Origin of the sequence: Halomonas cibimaris (genome assembly GCF_039537045.1) — a bacterium.
GTDB lineage: Bacteria > Pseudomonadota > Gammaproteobacteria > Pseudomonadales > Halomonadaceae > Vreelandella > Vreelandella cibimaris.
This window is the reverse complement of record NZ_BAAAZT010000017.1, coordinates 1-2,879: the sequence shown is the minus strand read 5'-3', so window position 1 is coordinate 2,879 and position 2,879 is coordinate 1. Positions and strand designations below refer to the sequence as shown.

At 57.5% G+C, this 2,879-nt stretch carries 4 protein-coding genes; 2 read left to right on the top strand and 2 right to left on the bottom strand.

The window, feature by feature from the left end; all coding sequences use genetic code 11:
- Nucleotides 1-226: 226 nt before the first annotated feature.
- Nucleotides 227-793 (bottom strand): tellurite resistance methyltransferase TehB, encoded by a 567-nt coding sequence (gene tehB, locus ABD654_RS01990; protein ID WP_344701757.1) that lies wholly within the window; start codon nt 791-793, stop codon nt 227-229.
- Nucleotides 794-942: 149 nt separating this feature from the next.
- Nucleotides 943-1,356: an IS200/IS605 family transposase gene (gene tnpA / locus ABD654_RS01985; RefSeq protein ID WP_344701755.1), complete on the bottom strand. Its 414-nt coding sequence runs from the start codon at nt 1,354-1,356 to the stop codon at nt 943-945.
- A gap of 56 nt (nt 1,357-1,412) precedes the next feature.
- Between tnpA and ABD654_RS01980 the strand changes: the two genes are divergently transcribed.
- Nucleotides 1,413-2,633 carry an RNA-guided endonuclease InsQ/TnpB family protein gene (locus ABD654_RS01980; RefSeq protein ID WP_344701753.1) on the top strand — a complete coding sequence of 407 codons (1,221 nt, stop codon included), beginning with the start codon at nt 1,413-1,415 and terminating at the stop codon, nt 2,631-2,633.
- Nucleotides 2,534-2,879, top strand: a 346-nt coding sequence (locus ABD654_RS01975) for a transposase (protein ID WP_344701751.1), incomplete at its 3' end; no start/stop codon positions are given. The genes ABD654_RS01980 and ABD654_RS01975, both read left to right, overlap by 100 nt.

Genomic DNA, 2,879 nt, shown 5'->3' with positions numbered 1-2,879 from the left:
GATGGTCATGTTGCCTGCTGGGTGGGGGAGTCGAATGACGGTACTATGCCTGAAGGAACAGCGGGTTGGCGAGTCTCACCCGACGCCACCTGAATAGTTACAAAGCATTAAGCGTGAGGTTGAGAGCAACGCGTAGAAAGCGGGGACTTCGGATAAACCGGCACTTTCCAGCCGGCTTATATATCCACATTCACTCTTATTTAGACGGCTTGGCCGCCCGGCTAAGCTACTCAGGCTTGCGCGCCAGCAGCGTGGCAAACTGTAGCCGGGCGCCGTTGTGCATGGTGCCCGGCTCTTCGTTGTATTTGATCAATTCCCAGCCGGCGTAGGCCTCGCGCAGCTGGCCTTCTTGCAGGGTGAAAGGAAACGGCATCGGGCAGGGGTATTGCGGCGTACTCATGGCGCAGACGATCAGGTTGTAGCCGCCGGGACGGGTGTGCGCCTGCATATCGGCCAGCACGGCGGGCACGCTTGCCGGGTTGAGAAACATCAGCGTGACGGTGCAGGCAATTAAGCCGTAGTCGGCGTCAAGCGCGGCCGAGTTGATGTCGTAGACCCGGGGTGTGACGTTGGTGATGCCTTCGGCGCTGAGAATTTGCTGCAGGCTGTTGATGGCCCCGGGATTGTTGTCCACGGCGGTGACGTCAAAACCGCGTTCGCCGAGATACAGCGCGTTGCGCCCGTTGGAGCAGCCCATGTCCAGCGCGCGGCAGGGCTCGATCACCTTGCATGCCTCTACCACTTCGCTGTGGGCGGGGTTCAGGCCGTAGCGGCCGTTGAGATCAGCAGTCATAAGATCACCTTGAGCGGTTAAACGAAGGTCTGCATGGTAGCGCGTCAGGTGCGTCGGCCGAAGGCAATACCCGAGCTTTTTTTAGCAAAAATCCGCGTAAACCTCCGCCCAGTGCGGGCGGAGATACAAGCGGGAACTGCGAAGCAGTTCTAGTCTGGTATCTTCTGCCCCTGAACATAGGCTTTAAGCGTCTCGCTAGTGGCACCGCCTGCACTACAGGCGAAATACGACCGTGACCACAGCGCGGTGTTTTTGCTCAAACGCGGGATATGCGTATTCAGGTAACGCACGCGTCGAGACGACGTGGACTTCAAGTTGTTGACCAGTACGCTGATCGACAGCTTCGGCGGATATTCCACGAGCAAATGGACGTGATCTTGCTCGCCATCGAACTCAAGGATGCGGCAGTCGAGCTTTTCACAAGCAGACTCAAACGCCTCCTGAAGCTGGCCGATCATGTAGCCGTCGAATACCTTGCGGCGATACTTCGTCGTGAAGATGAGGTGAACAACCAGCCGCGTGACGCTGTACCGACCTCGTCGGTAACCTTCTTGTACACTCACTTGATTTTATCCTTCTGATACCTTAATTTATAGGCATTGTAGCAGTGAGCACTGACATGCTTAAGGCCATCAAGGTACGCATTTACCCCACCACCGAACAGGCGGATTTACTGAACCGCCAGTTCGGCGCGGTGCGTTTCTGCTACAACACCGGCCTTCGCATCATGTCCCATCGCTACAAGCGTCACGGCCAGTCGCTGAGCGCCAAACACGACATCAAGAAACTGCTGCCGGTGGCCAAAAAATCGCGTAAATACGGCTGGTTGAAAGAGGCGGATTCGATAGCGCTCCAGCAGGCGTGCATCAACCTTGACCAAGCCTTCCAGCGCTTTTTCGATCCCACACAGAAAGCCGGTTACCCGCGCTTCAAAAGCAAGCGAGGTCGGCAGTCGAGTTACCACTGCGTCGGCGTTAAAAGCGGCGACAACTGGATCAAGGTGCCGAAGATTAAAGCCATCAAGGCGCGTATTCACCGCCCGATGGAAGGCAAGCTCAAGAGCATCTCGCTGTCGCGCACCGTCACCGGCAAGCACTACGCCGCGCTGCTGTTTGAAACGGGGCAGGACGCCCCGGAACGTCTGCAAGACCTCGATGCCTCAAGCGTCGTCGGCCTCGACATGGGCTTGTCGCACCTCGCCATTGACTCGAACGGTCATAAAACACCCAATCCTCGCTTTCTCAAGCAGGCGCAGCGGAACCTCAGGCGAAAACAGCAAGCATTGTCGCGCAGGCAAAAAGGCAGTGCCAATCGGGCTAAAGCCCGCCTGCTTGTTGCCAAGGCGCACGAGCGGGTAGTGAACGCCCGCAAGGACTTCCAGCACAAACTGTCCCGACAAATCGTTGACGATAATCAAGCGGTGATCGTCGAGACGCTGAAAGTCAAAAACATGTTGAAAAATGCCAGACTCGCCAGGCACATTGGCGATGCGTCCTGGCACGCCTTGGTCGCCAAGTTGGCCTACAAAGCAGAGGAAAAGGGAAAGCATCTGGTCAAACTTGACCCGTGGTTTCCCAGCTCCAAAACCTGCCATACATGCCATCACAAGATGGACGCCATGCCGCTAAACGTCCGGTCGTGGGCGTGCCCCGCCTGTCATACACGCCACGACCGGGACATCAACGCGGCCCTGAACATCAAGCATCNAAGATGGCGAGGGGTTTCTCTTGTAGAATCAGGATGTTCCAGCCAGAACTTGATTCAAGAGGACCTCTCGCCATGGGTGAAAGATTATCGTCGTGGACGCCTTCCTGCAATGGCTCTGTTCGGGCCGAGATGAGCGGCCACCGCACCACCAGCGATAGCGGCGCCTTGCTGCTGCGTGAAGCCCTCGACAACAGCGGTGTCATCCAGGCGCTGGAAGAGAGCCTGGTCGACCGGCGTAATCCACTGCGTATTCGTCATTCCCTGGCCAGCCAGTTGCGAACCGTCGTGTTGCAGCGCGCCATGGGGTGGATCGACCTGGACGATACCGACACGCTGCGTCACGATCCGCTCTGGCAGCTGGCGTGCAGCGATGCACGCG

What these genes read in the sequence shown, in the direction of transcription:
- tehB (WP_344701757.1), bottom strand. Translation starts at nt 793, where the DNA reads ATGACTGCTGATCTCAACGGCCGCTACGGCCTGAACCCCGCCCACAGC.